The 18,093-nt window shown below is 34.7% G+C and carries 34 protein-coding genes; 21 read left to right on the forward strand and 13 right to left on the reverse strand.

All coding sequences use genetic code 11. From position 1 onward, the window contains the following. Positions 1–177 precede the first annotated feature (177 nt). Together O5633_RS02495 and O5633_RS02500 are read left to right on the forward strand one after the other, a co-directional pair. The gene (locus O5633_RS02495; protein WP_269605828.1) at positions 178–342 is read left to right on the forward strand and encodes a hypothetical protein; all 165 of its coding nucleotides are present in this window, start codon (positions 178–180) and stop codon (positions 340–342) included. Beyond that, entirely contained in the window at positions 342–548 is a 207-nt protein-coding gene (locus O5633_RS02500) for a hypothetical protein (protein WP_269610473.1), read from the forward strand. Before O5633_RS02495 ends, O5633_RS02500 begins: the two co-directional genes overlap by 1 nt. A 12-nt stretch (positions 549–560) precedes the next feature. Here the strand turns inward: O5633_RS02500 and O5633_RS02505 are convergent, their stop codons facing one another. Then, positions 561–821 (reverse strand): hypothetical protein, encoded by a 261-nt coding sequence (locus O5633_RS02505; protein WP_269610476.1) that lies wholly within the window; start codon positions 819–821, stop codon positions 561–563. A 62-nt stretch (positions 822–883) separates the two neighbouring features. Then, on the reverse strand, positions 884–1,045 hold the full coding sequence (locus tag O5633_RS02510) for a hypothetical protein (protein WP_269610477.1): 162 nt from the start codon (positions 1,043–1,045) through the stop codon (positions 884–886). Between the two features lie 196 nt (positions 1,046–1,241). Here O5633_RS02510 and O5633_RS02515 point away from each other — a divergent pair, with 196 nt between their 5' ends. Continuing rightward, positions 1,242–1,376: a hypothetical protein gene (locus O5633_RS02515; protein ID WP_269610480.1), complete on the forward strand. Its 135-nt coding sequence runs from the start codon at positions 1,242–1,244 to the stop codon at positions 1,374–1,376. Positions 1,377–1,501: 125 nt separating this feature from the next. On the opposite strand, the gene O5633_RS02520 is transcribed toward O5633_RS02515, so the two are convergent. Next, positions 1,502–1,768, reverse strand: a complete 267-nt coding sequence (locus tag O5633_RS02520) for a hypothetical protein (RefSeq protein WP_269610481.1) — start codon at positions 1,766–1,768, stop codon at positions 1,502–1,504. Positions 1,769–1,945: 177 nt separating this feature from the next. Here O5633_RS02520 and O5633_RS02525 point away from each other — a divergent pair, with 177 nt between their 5' ends. Next, a complete protein-coding gene (locus O5633_RS02525) occupies positions 1,946–2,104 on the forward strand; it encodes a hypothetical protein (protein WP_269610482.1) in 159 nt (52 codons plus the stop codon). Positions 2,105–2,125: 21 nt separating this feature from the next. Here the strand turns inward: O5633_RS02525 and O5633_RS02530 are convergent, their stop codons facing one another. Continuing rightward, a complete protein-coding gene (locus O5633_RS02530) occupies positions 2,126–2,281 on the reverse strand; it encodes a hypothetical protein (RefSeq protein ID WP_269610483.1) in 156 nt (51 codons plus the stop codon). Positions 2,282–2,408: 127 nt separating this feature from the next. On the opposite strand from O5633_RS02530, the gene O5633_RS02535 reads away from it, so the two are divergent. Continuing rightward, a complete protein-coding gene (locus O5633_RS02535; protein WP_257473357.1) occupies positions 2,409–2,576 on the forward strand; it encodes a hypothetical protein in 168 nt (55 codons plus the stop codon). Between the two features lie 70 nt (positions 2,577–2,646). Then, positions 2,647–2,943: a hypothetical protein gene (locus tag O5633_RS02540; protein WP_269610485.1), complete on the forward strand. Its 297-nt coding sequence runs from the start codon at positions 2,647–2,649 to the stop codon at positions 2,941–2,943. 113 nt (positions 2,944–3,056) lie between these two features. Here O5633_RS02540 and O5633_RS02545 read toward each other — a convergent pair whose 3' ends face one another. Beyond that, the gene (locus O5633_RS02545; protein ID WP_269610486.1) at positions 3,057–3,575 is read right to left on the reverse strand and encodes a hypothetical protein; all 519 of its coding nucleotides are present in this window, start codon (positions 3,573–3,575) and stop codon (positions 3,057–3,059) included. Positions 3,576–4,016: 441 nt separating this feature from the next. Further along, positions 4,017–4,217, reverse strand: a complete 201-nt coding sequence (locus O5633_RS02550; RefSeq protein WP_269610488.1) for a hypothetical protein — start codon at positions 4,215–4,217, stop codon at positions 4,017–4,019. Between the two features lie 716 nt (positions 4,218–4,933). On the opposite strand from O5633_RS02550, the gene O5633_RS02555 reads away from it, so the two are divergent. Both O5633_RS02555 and O5633_RS02560 read left to right on the forward strand, forming a co-directional pair. Beyond that, positions 4,934–5,794: a PD-(D/E)XK nuclease family protein gene (locus tag O5633_RS02555; protein WP_269610489.1), complete on the forward strand. Its 861-nt coding sequence runs from the start codon at positions 4,934–4,936 to the stop codon at positions 5,792–5,794. 57 nt (positions 5,795–5,851) lie between these two features. Next, entirely contained in the window at positions 5,852–6,490 is a 639-nt protein-coding gene (locus O5633_RS02560) for an SOS response-associated peptidase (RefSeq protein ID WP_269610491.1), read from the forward strand. A gap of 58 nt (positions 6,491–6,548) precedes the next feature. On the opposite strand, the gene O5633_RS02565 is transcribed toward O5633_RS02560, so the two are convergent. Beyond that, on the reverse strand, positions 6,549–6,722 hold the full coding sequence (locus tag O5633_RS02565; RefSeq protein ID WP_187152579.1) for a hypothetical protein: 174 nt from the start codon (positions 6,720–6,722) through the stop codon (positions 6,549–6,551). 382 nt (positions 6,723–7,104) lie between these two features. Here O5633_RS02565 and O5633_RS02570 point away from each other — a divergent pair, with 382 nt between their 5' ends. After that, positions 7,105–7,608, forward strand: coding sequence for a hypothetical protein (locus O5633_RS02570; RefSeq protein WP_269610493.1), 504 nt, complete (start codon positions 7,105–7,107; stop codon positions 7,606–7,608). A gap of 119 nt (positions 7,609–7,727) precedes the next feature. On the opposite strand, the gene O5633_RS02575 is transcribed toward O5633_RS02570, so the two are convergent. Then, entirely contained in the window at positions 7,728–7,925 is a 198-nt protein-coding gene (locus tag O5633_RS02575) for a hypothetical protein (RefSeq protein ID WP_269610494.1), read from the reverse strand. Positions 7,926–8,664: 739 nt separating this feature from the next. Then, a complete protein-coding gene (locus O5633_RS02580) occupies positions 8,665–8,976 on the reverse strand; it encodes a DUF3764 family protein (RefSeq protein ID WP_158466703.1) in 312 nt (103 codons plus the stop codon). 104 nt (positions 8,977–9,080) lie between these two features. Between O5633_RS02580 and O5633_RS02585 the strand changes: the two genes are divergently transcribed. The 9 genes from O5633_RS02585 (at position 9,081) to O5633_RS02625 (ending at position 12,730) form a co-directional block, all read left to right on the forward strand. Further along, a complete protein-coding gene (locus O5633_RS02585; protein ID WP_269610495.1) occupies positions 9,081–9,302 on the forward strand; it encodes a hypothetical protein in 222 nt (73 codons plus the stop codon). Between the two features lie 157 nt (positions 9,303–9,459). Further along, on the forward strand, positions 9,460–10,377 hold the full coding sequence (locus tag O5633_RS02590; RefSeq protein ID WP_269610496.1) for an AEC family transporter: 918 nt from the start codon (positions 9,460–9,462) through the stop codon (positions 10,375–10,377). A gap of 63 nt (positions 10,378–10,440) precedes the next feature. Beyond that, positions 10,441–10,641, forward strand: a complete 201-nt coding sequence (locus O5633_RS02595) for a hypothetical protein (RefSeq protein WP_269610497.1) — start codon at positions 10,441–10,443, stop codon at positions 10,639–10,641. Positions 10,642–10,908: 267 nt separating this feature from the next. Then, positions 10,909–11,100 carry a hypothetical protein gene (locus tag O5633_RS02600; RefSeq protein WP_158466707.1) on the forward strand — a complete coding sequence of 64 codons (192 nt, stop codon included), beginning with the start codon at positions 10,909–10,911 and terminating at the stop codon, positions 11,098–11,100. A gap of 181 nt (positions 11,101–11,281) precedes the next feature. After that, a complete protein-coding gene (locus tag O5633_RS02605) occupies positions 11,282–11,473 on the forward strand; it encodes a hypothetical protein (protein ID WP_269610498.1) in 192 nt (63 codons plus the stop codon). 29 nt (positions 11,474–11,502) lie between these two features. Continuing rightward, positions 11,503–11,805 carry a hypothetical protein gene (locus O5633_RS02610; protein WP_269610499.1) on the forward strand — a complete coding sequence of 101 codons (303 nt, stop codon included), beginning with the start codon at positions 11,503–11,505 and terminating at the stop codon, positions 11,803–11,805. A 59-nt stretch (positions 11,806–11,864) separates the two neighbouring features. Further along, entirely contained in the window at positions 11,865–12,077 is a 213-nt protein-coding gene (locus O5633_RS02615; protein ID WP_269610501.1) for a hypothetical protein, read from the forward strand. A gap of 51 nt (positions 12,078–12,128) precedes the next feature. Continuing rightward, positions 12,129–12,332, forward strand: a complete 204-nt coding sequence (locus O5633_RS02620; protein WP_269610503.1) for a hypothetical protein — start codon at positions 12,129–12,131, stop codon at positions 12,330–12,332. Between the two features lie 137 nt (positions 12,333–12,469). Next, complete coding sequence (locus O5633_RS02625) at positions 12,470–12,730, forward strand: hypothetical protein (RefSeq protein WP_269610504.1); 261 nt, start codon at positions 12,470–12,472, stop codon at positions 12,728–12,730. 91 nt (positions 12,731–12,821) lie between these two features. Here O5633_RS02625 and O5633_RS02630 read toward each other — a convergent pair whose 3' ends face one another. Next, positions 12,822–13,409, reverse strand: coding sequence for a rhomboid family intramembrane serine protease (locus O5633_RS02630; RefSeq protein WP_269610505.1), 588 nt, complete (start codon positions 13,407–13,409; stop codon positions 12,822–12,824). A gap of 173 nt (positions 13,410–13,582) precedes the next feature. Between O5633_RS02630 and O5633_RS02635 the strand changes: the two genes are divergently transcribed. Then, complete coding sequence (locus O5633_RS02635; RefSeq protein ID WP_269610506.1) at positions 13,583–13,909, forward strand: hypothetical protein; 327 nt, start codon at positions 13,583–13,585, stop codon at positions 13,907–13,909. A gap of 73 nt (positions 13,910–13,982) precedes the next feature. Here O5633_RS02635 and O5633_RS02640 read toward each other — a convergent pair whose 3' ends face one another. Further along, on the reverse strand, positions 13,983–14,600 hold the full coding sequence (locus O5633_RS02640) for a hypothetical protein (RefSeq protein ID WP_269610507.1): 618 nt from the start codon (positions 14,598–14,600) through the stop codon (positions 13,983–13,985). A 582-nt stretch (positions 14,601–15,182) separates the two neighbouring features. Between O5633_RS02640 and O5633_RS02645 the strand changes: the two genes are divergently transcribed. Then, positions 15,183–15,944, forward strand: coding sequence for a PAP/fibrillin family protein (locus O5633_RS02645; protein ID WP_269610510.1), 762 nt, complete (start codon positions 15,183–15,185; stop codon positions 15,942–15,944). A 95-nt stretch (positions 15,945–16,039) separates the two neighbouring features. After that, entirely contained in the window at positions 16,040–17,569 is a 1,530-nt protein-coding gene (locus tag O5633_RS02650; protein WP_269610511.1) for a phytoene desaturase family protein, read from the forward strand. A gap of 23 nt (positions 17,570–17,592) precedes the next feature. Here O5633_RS02650 and O5633_RS02655 read toward each other — a convergent pair whose 3' ends face one another. After that, on the reverse strand, positions 17,593–17,823 hold the full coding sequence (locus O5633_RS02655; protein WP_269610512.1) for a hypothetical protein: 231 nt from the start codon (positions 17,821–17,823) through the stop codon (positions 17,593–17,595). After that, positions 17,807–18,031 carry a hypothetical protein gene (locus O5633_RS02660; RefSeq protein WP_269610513.1) on the reverse strand — a complete coding sequence of 75 codons (225 nt, stop codon included), beginning with the start codon at positions 18,029–18,031 and terminating at the stop codon, positions 17,807–17,809. The genes O5633_RS02655 and O5633_RS02660 overlap by 17 nt, the downstream gene beginning before the upstream one ends. Positions 18,032–18,093 lie beyond the last annotated feature (62 nt).

The following is an 18,093-nucleotide window of genomic DNA, read 5'->3' on the forward strand; positions in this document are numbered from 1 at the left end:
GCAGAGTCAAAATGAGGCTTAAAGGTTGGGTTTCACCTGATAAGCCTAAAAGTTCATTCAAATAAAATTTTCAAAAAGAAGATAAAAACACAATAATTAGTTAATAAGCTTGTTATTCTCTAGGAGACATAAAGAGTTCTGCTCGACTAAATCATCCATTATCAAAGTAATACAACCATGGACTGGGATTCTGCAAAACAACATTGCAATGAGCGAAACTGGCAATGGTCATTGGAATTAATCAATCAAGCACAAAAGGAGATGGAAGAATTAGAGACGAAACTAAAAAAATGTGAGGATCAGCAGAAAGCTAATCGTTTATATAACGCCTGTAATTACTAATGGAAGAAATGAGCGCAACAATAGTTCCATTGGGTTCACTTGCACTTATATTTGCTGTGATATCAATCCTTGTGTTCCTTAGGAAGGCAAGTATCGCAAGACAAGCTGATGAATCTATAAAAAATAGAATGGAGGCAAAAAGAAATGAAAAAACCGAATCTCTTGAAGAACAAAAAAAACGTTTAGAACTTTTGCTTAAAAAATAAAAAAGTACGTATTTACAAATTATCGTCGCTTATTTTGCCAATCCTTTTAATCGGATTAGATCCATCTCTATGATTTGCTGGATCAAATGGGAAATTTGTATCTGGCCCTAAAAGATCATCAATACTTTTTGTATCCATTGACCCTTGATCATTTTCAATATCAACATCCGTTGTCATTAACACAGGTTGTGCTTCAACTGACTGAAAGCAAAAACTAATTACTAAAAACAGGGACAGAAATAATCCAAACCAAGTTTTTATAACAATTTTCATTGAGAAGTAAAAGATTAACTATTTGCACAAGGAAAGTATATTTCCTTATTTCCTTTCAACTACTAGTCCTCAAAAATCAGACATGCAGGTGAAGAAGGATTTAAAGCACACTCTCTTTCCCAGTATGTAGCGATCGCTGTCATTCCTCTTTTGACTGCCTCGTGTTTTCTACCTATGTCACCCATATTTTCACTGGGGACACTAAATGAAGTTTGAAGTTTCATAGTTTTCCTCTTCAATTAATTTCGGTATAAACCATCAAGAAGGCCTATGGCAAGTGAATTTATCCTCATCTTTCTCTTAAATTATTTTAGAGTCATCATATAAAATATTTTTAATCTGTAAAAAAATAAATTTTTGACATCTGATGAGCTGCTTAAAAAAAGCAAAATCAACTCAAGTAATTAAGGGTTATGACAAGTGACTTCAACAATAATTTCTATAATGACATTAGGCGTCGCTATTACAGGAATATCAGTTTGGTGGGTCAGAACGACCCTCAAAGAAGGAAATAAGGCACTTGAAGAAAGCCAAAAAGAGAATCTAGACAATTAACACTTTCATAGATTTAGCTACAAAGCAATGCTTTGAGAAAAACCATTTGAACATTTAGTAAAAAAAAGCACCTTCACTTAAATAGTGGAGGTGCTAAGAAACACATTCTTCAGACCAACTAATAGTTACTTCTTATTAAGTGCAGCCTTAACCTTTATGGGAGACAAAGCCTTAAGTTCCTCTTTTATCTCATTTTGACGTTCATCAAGAACTTTAATACGAGCTTGATAGCTCTCTTCTAGTCTTTTTCTGGAGTCCTCGATGTTGTCGAGTTCCTCTTGACGTTGATTACGCTTAAGCTCTTCAAGCTGGCTATCAGAAACCACATAAACAGTTCTGGTAGGCGCAATTAAAGAATCAGAGAAAAAAGTGTCGAAGAGTGAAGTGTACATAACTTTTCTTTCGGAGTACGCAACTACTCTGTCCTAAATTAATTTAGTTAGGGATGAGGCATACCGTAGAAATTGATTCGGTAAATACAACTCACATCGGTTGCTACTACACAAAAGTTAGGTATACCGACCTCTAATCTTTTTCACAAAGCGTCTCTTGAAAGAGATAAAAAAATAATGGCTACATATTCACTCTTATTTGGAATCCTCGTGATAATCATTTCTTGGAAATTCTTCAATGACTGGGCTTCTGGCCTGGCAGGATTTATTTATGGTGGCATCTTATTTTGGAGTATCAAATTATTTGTTGAACTCATTAAAACTTTATTTGGATAAAAAATGATGTCTCCATTGAAATCAAATGAAACTACTGAAACCATGTTTTAAGCCCCAAAAGATAGTCACCAAAATTGCCGACAAAGGTAGTGCTATGGCAAGTGTGACATTGATTGTTCTAAAAATCTTACCAACTCCATTACTCGTATCTTTAGAAGGATCTACGATAAGTGGCATAGCGAATACGTATTTTTTTTATTTATAGGCGCAATTTCCCTTTAATTGGTTAGATTGTCGTAATTATCGAGACAGTCTCATGTATTTGTTAGGTCTTGGACTATTAGTTTTAAGCACTTGGTATCTGATGAAGCTATACACAAATTTCAATAACGATCCGATAGCAAAGAAAGAAATCGACAATGCATGGCAAGAAGCAAAGAAAGAGGCAAAAGGTAAAAATCCTTTTGCACCAGGAAGAATTAAAGAAGCTCTCAATGCATATAAAGCCGATATGAATAAAAAAGACAACTAAAAGATAGAAAATCCAAAGAGATCAAAATATTTCTAAAAAGAAGTTAAATTAGTTTTTTGTAGATTTAGTAGTGACGCCCTCATTAGTTCTAATGGATTATGTAGACAGAAAGACATTGAATAACGAACAACTAGAATATCTCGAGCAAGTTTTAAAAGCATCAATTCAGAAATTGAAATTCACTGGTATCGAACCTGTAATTGCTAATAGTGAAATATGTGATGCAGCACTCATTTCCCAGGGTTCTTATGAAATAAGTTGTATTGCGTCCATACTTGATATGCTTAAGCCAACAGAAAAAAGAATGGAGCGCAAAAAAAAGGTATTCAACGCTCTATGCAATGCAGGTTTAATAGTTACTGATTAAAGAAAGAGGCCTACCTGAGCAAACAGATCCAAAAAAATATAAACAAGATATCTACCAAAAATACCAGTGAGAGGCATTGAACCTCTCATGCCGCCTGACGGTCTGGGCAAGCTTTATTTAGCAGCTTCAGGTGCTTTTCTAGCTTTGCGTGCACGTCTAGCAGGTCTACCAGCACTTGGCTTAACAACTGCAGAAACCTCAGCTTTAGCTTTGGCTGCAGTCTTTTTAGCTACTGGCTTTTTAGCTACTGCTTTCTTTGCTGTTGCCTTTTTAGCTACAGGCTTTTTAGCTACTGCTTTTTTAGCTGTGGTTTTTTTTGCTGCAGCAGCTTTGGGAGCAGAGCCTTTACGTGTGCGATGAGAAAGAATTAAAGCCCATTCATCAGCGCTAATATTTGCTGGCTTATTTCCATGAACCTCAGAAACTTTAGCTGCTTTTTCGATATCTTTAATTAGGTTTTTCCAAGAAGCTGCATAACGTTTATCAGACTGAGATTTAGCACCGCTTTCAACAAGGGTTTCAACGACTTGAGAAGCAGTAACCTTCTTACGACGTCTGTTAAAGATCTCCTTTTGCAAGGTAGCAATCAAGGCATCACCTTTAGCACTAACTTTGATGGATAACTGAGACATAACTCAATAATTACTTTCTTAATACATCTATCACATATAGGGTATTAAATTCAATAGTCAATGGTTAATCGACTACTAAATTTTCATATATCTATCAATATCAATTAAAGTGACACCTTCAAATAAATGGATCTTGACTATAAAGCAATATCAAGTGGGCGAGACAAAAGCAAAAAACGAATATAAAAACAATGCAAGTCAATAAAGCTAATAGACCTCATACGCTGATCAAAGATCGCATTGGAACACTAATAAGCGAATTGATCTATTCAAAGTGTTAGGCCACCTCTAGACACCAACCAATCTCTTTCACTCGTTGCCGCATACAAAGAAGACAACGTGAAATCAAATGGTCTCCATGAGGAACAAGACGACGATGAACATGACACGAAATAATTGGTCTGCAATGCTTGTCGCTGGAATAATTGAAATGTTGACATGTCACGCAAACGCAAGCTGAACATGTTTTTTTGAGAATCGCTTTCTCAAGGAATTACCACTCTTCTTCTTCACCGAAGATCTGATCGGAGCAAGTTTCTTTGGGGTGAGTCGTAGACATTGACCAATTCCAATAGGTTGGGCTACGGCAGATATCCATTCTTCAGCCTTAAAGACAGCATACGGGGAAGCAGATGGAGTCATTTACCTCTAGCAGTACACTTGTACTATAATAAGCCGCTAGGTAATGTCAAGTCATGTATTTCAAAACATCTAAAATATGTCGCCTGCAATACCAAACATCGAACAAACAAGATGCTCAAACACGATGAACGTTTCAAGGATATAAAGGCTAATTAAAAATAATTAAACGGATAGGTCCACTACAAAACAAAAAAGCAATAAAAAAGCCCTCATCTCATGAGGGCAAAATAAACTGCTGAAGGATCCCCATCACCCAGCTTTTCAAAAATAATAATCAAATCAATCAGATTAGGCAACATTAAAGCACCATATGTTTTATCTCAGGCTTAAATGAACACCATCTGTAGGGGGGGGGGTTGATTTATATGGGAAATAGGGTTAGAAATAGTATCCCCATCACCCAGACCCGTAGGACACCATACCTAGGGTCTTTTTTATTGGAAAAACTTTTATAGAGGGATTTCGACAATATTAAGCATATAGGAGCTGTGGAAAACTTTTTGTTTATTTGAATGAATTTGCGAGCTACAAAAAAATTTCCATACCTAATTCTTCGGAAAAGTAGCTTATAAAGGTTTAATAACGATTAATTGAAAAATCCTTCTCAATTAAGTAAAAAGGTTCTAAATCTTTTAATTAATAGGAAAAAGACAATTGCGCTAAAGAAAATAAATCTATCGAATAAACCAGTTGAAATCTTTATATGATTACACAAAATGATTGATCTCAAAAGAAATAGCAAAAAAGAACCAATTGAAGCCACAGGCCTTCGAAGTCGTAAGTCTTCTCTATATAAGCCAAATCAACAAGAAGATTTCAAAATTAGTAGAGGTCGTTTCTCAAATTTTCTGACGTGTCAAAGGTGCTTTTATCTCGATAGGGTAAGAGGTCTTGATCCTCCTGGGACACCAGGTTGGACTCTTAATGAAACCACTGACCTATTACTAAAAAAAGAATTTGACGATTGCAGACAAAAGCAGGTTCCACACAGAATATTTGCATCTAATGGACTATCTCATGTTGTTCCATTTGATCATCCTGAAATGGATAACTGGAGAAACTCACTTCATCGGGGACTAATGCATCGTTACATGGATACCGGAATAATTTTGACTGGAGGTGTAGACGATATTTGGCAAGACACTATTACAAGACAACTAATAATTGTGGATTACAAATCACAAGCAAAAAACGGACGAATTGATAAGAAAGATTATTTAGAGGATCCTTTTCACGAGGCCTATAAAATTCAAATGGACTTTTATGCTTACTTACTCTCGGGGATGGGTTTTAGTGTTCATCCAATATCTTATTTTTTAGTTTGCAATGCAAAAAGGGATGAAGATGAATTTAATAAGACCATGCGTTTTGATGAGTATCTTGTTCCCTACAAATGGAGCAATGATTGGATAGAGAGTCGACTAGATGAAATGGTCACACTAATGAATCAAACAGAGATTCCAGAGTCAAATCCTTCATGCAAGAACTGCGCCTATGCAGATCAATATTCGAAAATACTATTTTCAGGAAATTCAAGTAAAAAAGAAATTACACAAGGAACTTTGCCATTATTTTAAGAACACTAATAGTTTTAAAAATGATTCTGATCAAAAAGCGTCTAAAGGATTAATGGGATGTGCGGAAGATATCAGCTATTAACAAAATTTATAAATTTACCAGATCTTTTAAAAAAAGATGTGCCAAGGGGATTGAGTCAAAATTATGAACCACAAATATTAATCAAACCAGGTTCTCCAATTCTTGTTCTTAAGAATGAAGGCAAGACACAAGCATCCATAATGCTATGGGGGTTTATATCTGAGTGGAGTAAAGACCCTTTTGACAACACAAGGCCAAAGCCATTTAACGCGAGATCAGAAAGTGTTGAAGAGAAGAAACTTTTTCGTGCAAGCTGGAGGCATAAGAGATGTTTGATACCAGCCAGTGGTTTTCTAGAAAAAGGTCACCTAATAAGTAGAAAAGATTCTCAAACTTTCTGGTTAGGAGGACTTTGGAATAGATGGATGTCTAAAGAAGGATGTGAACTAGAGAGCTGTTGTGTGCTAACGACCGAACCAAATGATTTAGTCAAACAATTTCATAACCGTATGCCCGTTATTATTCCAAATGGGCTAGAAGAAGAATGGATCTCTTCAGTGAAAGATGCTCAAGACCTTAAAGCTTTAAAACCGCTAATGACTAAATGGGACCCAAAAGAATGGACAGCCGAGCCAATAAACAAACCTAATGCCGACCAATTATCCTTCCTATAAAATCATAAAAAAAAAGGGCTTATGCAAGCCCTTTTCTACATTTTATAAGATCAGGACTTCAATGATCATGATGCACTTCTGCCGAGCTAGGCATTTCATGGGCAGAAGACAATTTCTTCAATGATTGAGATCCACAAATAGCAGACAGAGCGATCACAACCAAGGATGCAGTGCTTAACAACTGAAGCACTATCGGGAGATGTGAATTAATTCTTTCTCTAAAGGTAGTCATTTGGGAAGTTAATTAACACTCCATTCAAACAAAAAGAATAAGCACCGTCCATAGCTTGAATATTATGAACTAAATAGCTAAAAGCAAAAAAATAAGCATAAATAAATTTAGTCCTACTGTTAAGAGTGATGTACTTGGTTTAAATTCATTAGTCAAAACTAGGGACTCACTCTCTTATTGATTTCTAATTATGACCTAAATATTTAAAAGTCTCATAAGATACATAATGAAAATTAGATATTGAAAGAAATCACATGAATAAATAAATGTACAATTAAACCAATAATTAACCCAAAACTACTCATGGCTGAAAAATTAATAAAGCCTAAAACCACTAGACGTCAGATATCTGATTAAAATTATCCAAACAAACTTATTTGTAATGGACGGAAATAAAATGGATCTTCCTTCTCTAGACAAACTTAAAGAATTGGAAAAAAGCGCAAGAGTAGATGGGAGTGGCATTGAATTTGACTCTCTATTAGGACTATGGAAATTTAATTCAGTTTGGAAGCAGGGATCAGATACTGAAGACACGATTTCAAGCACTTTGCTACAGGTTCTTTCAGCCAGTCTAGAATTGAAGAAATATACACAGAATCCAGAAGAAGATAAATTTACTATCGCCAACGCAATTAAATTTGGACTACTAACCCTGCGATTTAGTGGCTACGCAAATTTAGAAAGGAAGCAGCCATTATTACCCTTTTCTTTTGATTGCATTCAAATAAAACTAGCTTCATTGACTATTTTGAAAAGATCCTTACCGGCACCGGATCAAAAGAAGAGGCCATTCTTTGCATTAATAGCTATCGACCCAAATGGTAAATGGTTGTCAGCAAGGGGAAAGGGTGGAGGACTTGCCCTATGGGTAAAAGATAAATAACCTACCAGCTTTGAAATACCCTTAGATATTTTGTTCAGGAAATTCTTCTAAGAATATCTTTAATCAACAATATCTCCGTACATAAATTAATAAGCAAATGTTACACAGACGTAGTTACATCAAGTGATAACTTTATTTCTTAGAGAAATCCTATCAATAGAATTTGGATGCTCTCGAACAAATTTATTGAACTCAATAGCTAACTGTCTAGCTTCAAAAGCATCAATGGCATAAAACCCTAACTCGTGTCTGTTGTTAGCTAAATCTCGGTAGCTAACAGCGTATCTTTTGCAGGATGTAATCGGTCTTGAAGACAATTTTTTAAATATCAACTATCGCAATTCTAAAAATAACATAATAGTTCTGAAAGAAATCTACCGAACAATTTGGGATAGGAAACCGAATATAAACAGACATAATGCTTTTGACCAATTAGATGTCAAATAATATCTGAATAAAATTCTTAAGACAATCGTCGTAACCAAATTTTAGCTAAATTGGATTTTTAAAATTGTATAAATTTTAAAAGACTTGAAAATTACAAAGCACCTAAATATTCAATTATTAGAAAATCTAATTACACTAATAATTTATACTTTATAGATTTGGTATTTCTCCCTACATACAGACATTAAGTAAAAAGGTAACTTTAAAAAAATTATTCAATTATTTAAATGACTTTAGATATTTACAAAGCGATTGTTAAAGCCTCCGAGCAAGGGAATTTATGGGGACTCAAACGAACTGATTACTAACTATGTTTAAATTCACCAAATTTAAGTTTATTCAACTCATTGTATTATGGAATCTACCAATCCTAATTTTATTTATAGGAATAATCTCAATACCCATGGAATTATCTGATTCAATTTCAATTTTTTAACAACTCAGATCTCTACACAAAAAAATTTCTTTTTGGTAGAGAAATAATTAATCAATAAGTTTAACTATTAAAATCTAGATATGCACTACTTTTAAACAACTTAAATGGCTAGAAGTAGCAAAAATCTGGTATTTGATCTATGGCCATTTCATAAGTACACGGCCAGTGTTTGATTAAGCAGCTTTAAACTGAACACTACTGTTGTCGGTCCATGTCCAAGCAGACTTCTCCATTGTAGATAGATCGACTCTGTGGCTCGCCATCCAGTCTCCATTGGCTTCTATAAATTTCTCAATATTCCCCTCTGGGTGCTGATGTATAACAATTATTTTTTGAGGGTCATCATCACTACACCCTCTGTACAAAGGCTGAATATTAAACTCTCTATGCCTTCTGGTAGCTTCTTTGCTGTCGAAGATTGCAGCCCACTCATCAAAGGTGCTTTCAACCTTAAAAGTAAAAACTGAGGTAACAGTAGAAGACATCTAAAATCTTTAATATGGGCAAACCATACCCAAACAAAACAAAACTGACTAACAGTTGTTGTAAAAACTAGATAAATTAGAAAACTTTCTGCTAGAAATAGCTGATGCAGATACCAAGAAAAGCCCTCAAACGAATAATCAACTTAATTGTTGTTCTAATCGTTGCCATTGTTGGATTCATCAAAGTAAAGCACCCATTTAGTTATTTAATTGGAGTCCCTGTTACCAGTTGGGTCGTTTATCTTTTATGTAATGCCATGTGCACAGATATTCTCTTTGGAGAAACATTAGGTTGTTCAGAAAAAAGTATTTACAAGGAGAAATAAACTAACTACGAATTAAAACTTTCTCAATCAGTGAACACAACCAGATATCCATAACATGAAAAGTAATTGCAAAGATAAACTCAAGTTAATATAACGAATTAATCATAAAATTACTCTTGACCACTCAACATAAAAAAATGATATTCGCTTTACTCAATTGGAAATAATCTTTCTTTTAGCGGAATTAATACCATGTCTTTTAATAGGCTATTTACTAGGACGATTTAAAAAAGATTTATCCCTAACGATATCTCGTCCTTTAATTAGCTATGGAATTCCTATCAGCTTGATGGGGATATTACTTAAGTCTGGACTTGAATTCCCTTTGATACAATCTGCGGCTTTAGCACTGGTAGCTATTGGCTTTTTAATGACTCTATTAAATTGCCTTAATGGTGTAAAAAACTTAATACCAAACAGATCTCTTCAATTAGGTAGTGCATTCGGAAATACTGGGTATTTCGGAATACCAGTTTCACTAGCACTGCTTCCAAATCATGCTTTGATTTACAGCATAGGTTTTGACCTTGGTGCGACATTAGTAATTTGGAGTATCGGTCCAATACTGCTAACAGATCCTTCAAAAGTTTTAAGTTCTAATAGATATTGGCAGAATTTCATAAAAGCAATCTTCAGAAGCCCTGCTGTAAAAGGACTGATTGGCGCTTTAATTGTTCATTCATCACCATGGAATGAACAATTAACAGCCTTACTTTGGATACCTTCAAGGGTTGTAATCGTTTTAGCACTTGTAATCGTTGGAATGCGTCTAAGTTGGTTGAGGAAAACAAATCTCTCAAGAATAAAAACCCAAATAACATCCATAAAAAATGCTTTAATCATGAAACTGGTTGGATTACCAGTCATTATGTTGATCATTTCCTCAGCGATCAGATTACCCAACGTCATGCGAGAGGCTTTAGTACTTCAATCAGCTGCGCCAACAGCAATATCTGTCTTACTAATATCCCAAGCAGCTTCAAGAGATGAAGATGAAGCCACATCGCTTGTTGTCTTAAGTACGATCATCGCGCTCATATCAATCCCTGCTTGGCTGATGATTTTAAGATTGTAAAAAGTTAACAACTATCGCCTTTTAACTCAGTTTGTCTAAGTTGTAAGAAATACAATTTTTTTAATGACCTCAGCTACAGCAACAAAAGCGACAGCAAAGAAAACAGCGGTAGTAAAATCCTCAGCAGTAAAATCTCAATCAATTTATTCATCAACCCAATCAAGATTTGCCAGTTCAAAGCTAATTCAAAACCTAGGTTCATCTAATGATGGGGTTCAATTCGATTTTTCAAGTTCGTTAAGAACTGCATTTGGAAGGGACTAAAAGGATATGGATCTTTTAAAAACACTTTTTACAGTTGCTATATGTCTAGGTGTTGGATGGGCAATCTCAAAAGGGATTATGTTTGGTTTGACTCATATTTAATATTCCTAAAGAATGGCATCCTACAAATGAAGAACTTGAAGTGATAGAAAGTGCATGGATGCAAATCAAGATGGAATGCGAAAAAATAAAAGCGCAAACAAGTGCAAATAAAAAATATATTTCAAATATTCTTAACGAAATATCAGATCATTATCAAGAAAATTAATGGCTAAAGAATGGGAACCAAAAGAAGAACATCAAGCAGTTATTGCAAGGAGTATAGAGTTTATTTCTGATGAATTAGCTGAGTTACAAGAGGCTTTACGGTGTCCAAATTCATTTATTGTTGAGATAGCTAATAGGGTAGTATCTGAATATAAAACAAACCAAATCATCATTAGAAGAGATGAAGAATAAATGGAATTTCTGCAATCACATGATTTAAACCAATTGGGGCTTTGGACCCCTCTTATTGGAGGTATTCTTCTTTTCGTTGGCTTAAATCTAAAAATCACTGAAGTTGATCCTAATGAGTAATCAAGACATAAAAAATGAGTACAACGATAAGAAAAGGTTCAATTTATTAGAATAGTTAGGGATGAAACAAGGAACTCCTGAACTAATTTTTTTTGCTCTGATTTTCTTGAGTCTTCAATTTTGGTGGATAAGGATGACAATTAAAAATGGTCGAACTGGAGAAGTAGATAAATGGGGACAAAAAACAAACCCAAAAAAACTAAATGAATTGGAGAAAGTGAAGCAAGATTTAGAAAACCTTTTTCGATCTTAGTTCTCAATACTACTAAGACTCTTTAAATAATGAACTATCAAATTTTGCTTGAAAGCTACGCTGCTGGTGAATGGATTAATAAAGACGAAATATCATTACTAGAATTAGAACTTGATTCTCAACTAAAATCTATTAAATTTTCTCGCACTCAAGGTTGCACAGAAAAAGCACCAAAGCACATTTGCGAGGCAGCTCAAGTTTGCGAAGGTAGTAGTTGGCTCACTTGCTTTGCTTCAATACTAGATAAGGCCAATCCCCTTTCTCTTGGGAATAAATCAAGAGGAGCAAAAGTCATTGATGCACTTCTAGATAACAATTATTTAATGAATTAAAATAGTAAAAACAATTATCAATTCATTATTAATAGACAAATTATTATTAAACAAATCCAATGAGCAATAGTGAAAGTCGTGAAGAAAGGAGAAAACGTTTTAAAAATCTCTCAAGTGCAGAAAGAAAAATGTTGATTAGAAAGAAACTAGAATTGCAAGGTTTAACAGAGGGAAGCGGTGTGAGGGGAAAGGATCAATCTTCTTACGACAAAGGAGAAATGATAGATTTAATTCTATTAACAAGATGTTTTCAAAAGAATAAATTTCAATAACTCATCCAACCAAAATTTGTTTTACAAAGTTAGTCCCTGCAAAATGAGCATATGAATAAACCTATTAAAAAAAAGAAAATTACCTTTGCAAGGTTTGCTGTTCGTACTCTTGCTATTTCTGCAAGCACCCTCGCTCTATTTGATTTTCTAAAAGGAGACTATCAAGCTGGAGGGCTTCTAGCACTTGGATGGTTAACCATCGTGATCGGGGAAAAAAGGATGTTTAATGGGGAAAAGCCAAATGAAGAAACCTAAGAAAATTTCCAACTGTTAACTATCAATAAATAGATCTATAAAATTGATTCAGCTTTTATTCTCTATGCCACCATAAAAGAGGTAACAGTATATAAGACTTTAAATATTGAGGCATTTTATTCCACCCCATTAGTTCTATGAGTGAGACAAAGAAAAATAAGAGCTTCAATCTGACAGAAATGAAGTTCAAGTTTAATGATCTATTTACTGGAATTGCGTTGCTGTTGTGTGCATTTTTATGTGCGTTTAGCCTTGCACTAATTGCAATAAGGCTAGGGCCAATAGCTAAATGGGCTAATTATCAGACTATTTGTGTTGAACAAGAAAGTTTAAAATCTCCAATCGAATGGGCGGTGCGTAAGTGCAATGGAAGGTCAAAAGTTTATCAAGTGAAGTGAAGGCAACTCAATTAAAGTTGCGTTGAGGCTTTTTACTATTCAGAAGATAACGTTTTTCGTAAGAACCAATAACACCAAATCAATAGTTTGTTCAGAGCCAAAACAATAGAAATCCTGCCAAAAGTCCAGACATATGACCTAACAAACTAATTCCAGGTAAGAATGACCAAATAATTCCAATACCTGTAAGCACAGAAATAGATTTAAGTAATCTTGGATCTTTCTTTAGGTGACATCCAATGAACAAAAATCTTTTCTTTCCATAAATTGTAGTCATTAGAATAAATGCGTCGATACCAAATAAAACACCACTAAAGCCAATGGCTAGAGACATAGGATTTCTATAAATTAAAATATCTACGCACCAACAAATGAACGCTTGGAGAGGCATTATCAATACAATAAAAGCCAGAAAGAAATAGTCACTTTGAAGGTTTAAAGATTTAAGAAAATATCTAGCTACGATGATTCCAGAGATATTTGCCAATAAATGATTAACATCACCATGAAAAAAATGGGATGTAATAATCCTGTATGGCTCATAAAACAAACGTCCAGACCAATAAGCAATGGAAGCCTTATCAATTATTCCAAAGAAATCTGTTGCAAAGAAGAAAATAGTGCAAGCCAAAAAGGGGACAAAATATTGCCAATCATCTTTTGAAATCTTCTCAAGCATTCGTAAATAGATTTACCAATAATCCAATCGTACTTCGTGAATATGATCTATTGAAAAACGAATAGGGCTAATTCTTTAACTATGTGAATAAGCTAAAATATTTACCTATCAAGAACATCCCCCATAAAGAAAAGGACCAAGGCCTAAGGTGAACAAATCTATTATTGATATAAATGAAAATTGATGTAAAAAAGAGACTAAATCTCAATAGTTATGAATGGTGGAGAAACCACCGAAGGTTTGTAACCCTTGGATTATTTCTTGCGATTTTTGCAGGGTATGTCAGAGGTCCTTCAGCGAAAGACTTCAAAGTGAATGATATTTGCGGACGTCTAAGCGCTGATTTAATTACAGGGGAAAGGGCTGCAAGAGAATTGAAATTAGGAAAGAAAAGAATCGATGGACTAGAAGGAGAGAAAGCTGATATTACTAATCACTACTACCATGCCAAGTACTACTGCCAAGGCTACACAAAAGGCAATGTAGGATTGGGATACTAATGACATCTTTACTAAAATAGCCAGAGAAAAGCATTGCACTTTTCAGGCCGCTTTAACGGATCTGGCTTTTTGACTAAGCTTTTACAGCTTTAAGACTAACTTTTCTTGCACGCTTCGCAGGTCTTCCTGCTACAGCCTTAGATGCTCTCTTTGAAACTGAGTTTGCGCTTGAAGTTGCTTTTTTAGCTTGAGCAGAAGCTACTTTCTTAACTGCTGTTTTAACTTTAGAAGTCTTAACTTTAGCTTTTGCAGCGCTCATGGCTGGAGCAGCTTTAGTTACTGCTTTCTTTGCAATTACTTTTTTAGCAGCAGTTTTTTTGATAGCGGCCTTTTTAGAGACAGTTTTCTTGACAGCAGCCTTTTTAGCTGAGGGTTTTGCTGAAACTTTTTTAGAACTCGTAGTCTTACGAGTACGGTGAGAGAGAATCAAAGCCCACTCATCAGCACTAACATTTGCAGGCTTATTACCATGGATCTCAGAAACTTTTGCAGCTTTCTCAATATCCTTTATTAAGTTTTTCCAAGAAGCAGCATAACGCTTATCAGATTGTGACTTAGCACCGCTCTCTACAAGAGTTTCAACAACTTGTGATGCTGTTACTTTTTTTCTTCTTCGGTTAAAAATTTCCTTTTGAAGGGTAGCGATCATGGCTTCGCCTTTAGCGCTAACTTTGATACTTAATTGAGACATTGAATTGAGAATTACCTATATACAACATCTAGCACATTGTGGGTATCCAAAACGAACAATCTATTTACATGTAGATGTAAATAGCATTTTCATCTTATAAATTTACATAAAATAGAATTCATTTAAAGACATAAGGAGCGCAAAAATAAAGTTATAGGCTTGTTTAGAAAATAGATCGGTTAAGTCTCACTTAAGGAGAAAATGACTATCAAGAAGGAATTAAAGTTTTATTGATTTTCTAAAAAGTAAGCAAAAATCGCTATAAAACACAAAAAACATAAATTCGAGCAACAACCTAGCTATCTATAGAAAATGTTCTTTCTAATTTTGCTTTTATTTGCTTTAAGGACGGTTCTGAGACCTTGAGAATTTTTTTATAGAAGCCAAAAAGTTTAAGACACGCCAAGGGAACAAATATTGTCAGTAGTAAGGTTTTAGTTGTAATCATATAAATGTTATAAGCCAAATCGATTAGAAACGCTCAAATATTACTTGGTAAACCTATATGTATATAAAGTCAAGGTCTTTAGAAAATTTTAGTTAAGGTCAAGGTGTTAAGTACGAATTAACCAATTCAATAACATGCAGGACAGGAAGGATCTCAAAGCCCTTATTTACCAGGTAGCAGCAGCAACAGATAGAGGTCAAAGGATGAACGCGATGATTGCTCCTATGTACCAAAATAAATTAGTTGAGATGAATAAACTAGTTGAAGATCTACTACCCCTATCAGATGAAATATCTCAGGATTCTATTGAAGGTGAATGGGAGCTTATTTACTCATCAGTTGAATTATTTAGGAGCTCTCCATTTTTTTTAGCCATAGAAAAGGCTCTAAACGACAAATCAAAAAGCGATTTATTTTTCAAGCTTCATCTTTTACAAGTTGGATCATTTGGTTTATCAACAGTAGGAAGAATCGGTCAATATCTCAATTTTAATAAAGGAGAAATGATCTCCTCCTTTGATACCACTATCTTTGGACTTACAACCATCCCAATCCTTGGTTGGTTCAAGCTTTTACCTACCTTTGGTGGTCGAGTCATAACGCTGGCCAAAAGGCTTCAACTAAAAGACAACATTCTTTCAATGGAGTTAGAGAAGACTAAAGTATCAGAGGTGGAAGGACTGGGAAAAATTCCTTTTTTAGACAGTATTCTCATGGAAAGGTGGTATCCAGTTAAAACCGTATGGAAACTTCTTCCATGGAACAAAGAAAATCCAAATTGTGAGATTAGAGTGATCTATGTTGACGAAGATTTAAGAATCATTAGAGATATGCACGGAGCATTATTTGTTTACATACGTCCATCAATTCCTCTTCTTGACCAAACAAAAAATTAAGTAAATTCCCTTCTTAAAACTTACTTCATTGAAGCAGTTCTGAAGAATTTGTAGTAGAAATTCTAAAGAAGAAAAATTCCTTTAAAAAAAAATAAATGAAAAATCCAGAAGTAATAGTAATTGGAAGTGGTATAGGAGGATTATGTTGCGGAGGCTTGCTAGCAAAAGCTGGCAAAAAAGTCTTAATTCTTGAGGCTCACTCAAAACCTGGAGGAGCCGCTCATGGCTTTCAGAAAAATGGATATACATTTGAATCTGGACCATCTCTTTGGAGTGGAATAGGTACTTGGCCTACGACAAATCCTTTAGGTCAAGTCCTAAAGGCTCTTAACCAAAAAGTTGAATTAATTAAATATCAGGATTGGAATGTTCAAATTCCTGAAGGCGACTACACGATTGGAGTTGGAGATAGAAGATTCCTTGATCAGATCAATTCAATTAGCGGAAATGATGCCATTAAAGAATGGGAACATTTTATTCAAGTGATTAAACCGATTGGTGCAGCAGCTAATGCAATTCCCCTAATAGCGCTAAATCAAAGCAATGAAACTATTTTTCAGCTCTTAAGACGTAGTAAAACACTCCTCTCTCACTTGAAATCTTTTAAATACCTAAGAGGTGCTTTTGGAAATTTAGTTGATGAACATCTTAAAGATCCATTTTTACGAAATTGGGTTGATTTACTTTCCTTTCTAATAAGCGGTTTATCGAAAGACGAAACGAATGCAGCTGCGATGGCAACCCTTTTTGATGATTGGTTTAAACCAGATGCCTACCTGGAATATCCAAAGGGAGGAAGTGAATCTATCGTTAAAGCTCTATTAAATGGAATTTACTCATTTGGAGGAAAGCTCCAACTTAATTCAAAAGTTAGTCAGATAATTATAAAAAGGAATAAAGCAATTGGAATTGAGTTAAAAAATGGTGAGAAAATCTTTGCAGATCATATTGTTAGCAATGTAGATATTTGGAACACCCTTGATTTAATACCAAAAGATATATCTCAAAAATGGAGAGAAGAAATGTCGATGACTCCAAAATGCAAGTCATTTCTTCATCTACATCTTGGGTTTAATGCAGAAGGACTAGAAAATATTCCACTCCATTCAATATGGGTTGATGATTGGGCTAAAGGTATTACTGCCGAAAGAAATGTAGTAGTTCTCTCTATTCCATCTGCCTTGGATCCAACAATGTCTCCCCACAACAAACATATCCTTCACGGATATACACCTGCTAATGAGCCATGGGAAATATGGGAAAATCTTAAAATAGGTACTAACGAATATGAAAAAACAAAAGAGGAGCGATGCTCAGTATTCTGGAAACCTATAAAAAAACTAATCCCTGATATTCACGAAAGAATCGAAATAAAAATGCTAGGAACACCACTTACTCATCAAAGATTTTTAAATACAAAGAATGGAACATATGGTCCAGCCTTGTCGGCAGCAGAAGGGCTTTTCCCAGGGAATAAAACTCCAATTAAAAATTTTTTAATGTGCGGTTCAAGTACATTCCCAGGGATCGGCATTCCACCTGTGGCAGCCAGTGGTGCTCAGGCCGCTAATACAATTCTGGGCTCCAAATTCCAAAAGAATTTAATTGAAGAACTAGGAATATAAGAGCGCTTATTTTTGATTGACAATTATTTAATATCAATAGTCCAACGTCTTTGCCCCATTCGATCTGATTCTGAATAACAATGTGCAATCAAATCTCCATTTCTTCTCCTAACTGAACATTCTAGGCCGTCCTCCGTTTTGAAGAAAGCAGAAGTAGCTGGTGAGACGTCACTTGAGAGCGAAGAACCCAGATTATTTAAAATCAAAGACCAAATTAAATCTTCATTAGCATCTTTGCTAGCTGTGAATTGCATTTTCTGACGACTCCTTTGTATTGGAGGCTGAATCTGAATTCAAGATATCAGTGCCAGGAATACCCTTTGCAACGGAACCTATTAGAGTTGTATGAGAGGCAGGATCTTTCTTTAAAGTAGTAACTCCAAGATCATTTTTAGATATCAATATAAAAATAATGATCCCTACAAATGTCAAGATAATTCCTAAAGCTAATGATGAGTCCATACTAAAAATTTATGTAATGATAAATTAATATAAAAATAAAAAGCTATATCCTTAAAGGAACG

Origin of the sequence: Prochlorococcus marinus str. MIT 1013 (genome assembly GCF_027359395.1) — a bacterium.
GTDB classification, from domain to species: Bacteria; Cyanobacteriota; Cyanobacteriia; order PCC-6307; family Cyanobiaceae; genus Prochlorococcus_B; species Prochlorococcus_B marinus_E.